This window comes from Streptomyces sp. NPDC058231 (assembly GCF_042882275.1).
Lineage (GTDB): Bacteria > Actinomycetota > Actinomycetes > Streptomycetales > Streptomycetaceae > Streptomyces.
The window spans coordinates 1-2,264 of sequence record NZ_JBHVWN010000160.1 but is presented as its reverse complement, the minus strand read 5'-3'; the positions used below and the strand labels follow the sequence as shown (position 1 = coordinate 2,264).

Annotated in this window: 3 protein-coding genes; 2 read left to right on the top strand and 1 reads right to left on the bottom strand. The window is 68.9% G+C overall.

The annotated features are described in order from the left end of the window. Positions 1-412 precede the first annotated feature (412 nt). Positions 413-1,018 (bottom strand): hypothetical protein, encoded by a 606-nt coding sequence (locus tag ACFVXE_RS38965; RefSeq protein WP_389678524.1) that lies wholly within the window; start codon positions 1,016-1,018, stop codon positions 413-415. Positions 1,019-1,379: 361 nt separating this feature from the next. On the opposite strand from ACFVXE_RS38965, the gene ACFVXE_RS38960 reads away from it, so the two are divergent. Continuing rightward, positions 1,380-1,814 carry a helix-turn-helix transcriptional regulator gene (locus ACFVXE_RS38960; protein WP_389678522.1) on the top strand — a complete coding sequence of 145 codons (435 nt, stop codon included), beginning with the start codon at positions 1,380-1,382 and terminating at the stop codon, positions 1,812-1,814. A 33-nt stretch (positions 1,815-1,847) separates the two neighbouring features. Continuing rightward, positions 1,848-2,264: VOC family protein (locus ACFVXE_RS38955; protein WP_389678520.1), on the top strand; the 417-nt coding region annotated here is incomplete at its 3' end.

Below are 2,264 nucleotides of genomic sequence, written 5' to 3'. Positions count from 1 at the left end.
GGACCTGGCGCAGCGTGCAGCCCATCTCCCCGTAGCCGGTCATGATGTCCCGGGCGCGGTCGATCATTTCAGGCCAGTGGATGCGTCCCATACCGGTACATGTACCCATCGGACGTTGTTCCAGGTCGGCGAGTTGGGCAAGCCTCGGGCGGCGCGAGTTGGGCAAGCCTGACACGTCGTGGGCGAGCCCTCCCGTCGATGCGTCGTTGGCAACTCCGTCAGGCTGTGGTTGGCCAATCCGGACCTGGCGGATGGACGACTGCGACTGGCCTGTGACCGAGCGTTGTAGTTGCCCCGTCCGGCCAGATGCAGCGCACAACCCGTCACCGTAGGGAACGTCGCCGTTACCACGGGCGAGCTTGCCCTCGGAGGGGGGGGTGCTTTGGCCCGGGTCCCGCCCGCTGCTCACCCGTCAGGCGCGTAGACCCGCTTGTCGCAGGCCGATCGCCGCCAGGTCGGCGATGACCTGTTTGTCCCCGCGCCGCCAAGCCTCTGCGAGGCCGCCGGGTGGCGTGGGCAGCGCTGAGAGCTCGCGCTGCGAGCCGGCGAGGACGCGCAGCGCGAGGATGTCGGCGCCGCCCGGATCGGCGGCGAGACGCCGGGTGACGGCGCTGCGGCGGATCCAGCGCAGGCGCGGGGGCAGCCACAGCAGCAGCACGAACACCACTGGGATGACGATCAGGGCGACCGCGGTCAGCGTCGCCACGTGGCCCACCGTGTCCTGGAGCGAGCGACCTGCGTCGGCCAGCCCGGTGCCGGCCTCGGCGGCGGACCTGAGCGGCTTCTTCAACTGGCCTCCGACGAACGGCACCTTCGAAGCGGCGTCGCCCGCGTCGACGAGTCCGTCGGAGAGGCTGTTGCCGGCACTTTCCGCCTTGCGGCCCGGCTCGGCCAGTCGCCTGATCGCGTCGTGCACGGCCAGGGCCAGCTTCACCGCGGCGTAGATCAGGGCCGCCGCGATCAGGTCTGCCAGGACCTGGCGGCTCCGACGTGCCGGGGTCTGGGCGTAGAGGCGCATGGGCGTGCTCCTTTTCCGGTAGGGCGTCGGTTGCCCGCACGGCTACCCCGATCGGGAGGGCGGGACACCGGCCAACCGCCGGCCCATGGGCCTTCACAGATATACCAAGCCCTGCCGCATTTTCGTCCGAAGGCATCCTCTCTCACCACGAGCATCTGCGGACCCGAAGCCATCACGGTACGTGTTGCATCCGCGACCCTGCGGCCGACATCAGCGCCAACACCGGCCAAAGTGTCGACGGTGACGCAATTCCCCACCCCGAACGTCACGTGATGGGACAGTGGCGTCGCGATCGTCGTGGACATGGGGACGGTGACCGCGCGTCAGGAGCAGCGGGTCCTGGTGACCGCACAATGGGGCCGTGGCCCATGCTCCGATTGCTCGTCATCTGCTCCGCGCCAGGGATCTCGCGGACGTCCGCTACTCCGAGGCACTCACTGTGGCTGACATGGCCGCGGCCGCCGCGCTGTCCCCGGCCCACTTCAGCCGCTGCTTCAAGGCGGCGTTCGGGGAGTCGCCGCACCAGTACCTGCTGACCCGTCGCCTGGAGCGGGCCGCAGCCCTGCTGCTCGCGACCGACTGGACGGTGGCCGCAATCGGCGTCGCGGTCGGTGTGCGGAGCATCGGTTCGTTCACGACGAGTTTCCGCAGGATGTATGGGACGACCCCGCAGGCGTACCGGGCGGCGCACCCGCCCGCTGCACGGAATGTGCGCATCCCCGGCTGTGTGGCGATGGCTTACGGGCGGCCGCGGAACCGCACGTTTCGAGAAGACACGAGGTTGCCGGCTGCTTAGCGTGGATTCCAGGCAACCGACCGAGGAGCGTCCATGACGACGATCAAGATCGCCAATGCGCAGTTCTGGGTGCACGACCAGGACGAGGCGCTTGACTTCTACACCAAGAAACTCGGGTGGGAGGTTCGGGCGGACGTGACGATGGAGGCGTGGAGCTTCCGGTGGGTGTGCGTCGCCCCGCCCGGCGGGGACGGTCCGGCGCTCGTGCTGATGCCGGTACCGAGTCAGCCGATGCTGGACGAGGCGAGCAGTGCCCAGCTGTCGGATCTGGTGGCCAAGGGCGTGGGCGGCACGCTGTTCCTGGAGACCGACGACTGCAAGGCCGCATATGACGAGTTGTCCGCCCGTGGTGTCGAGTTCAACGACCCACCGACGGCGCAGCTGTATGGGGTCGACACATCGTTCCGGGACCCGTCGGGCAACAACATCCGGCTCACACAGGTGCTGGAG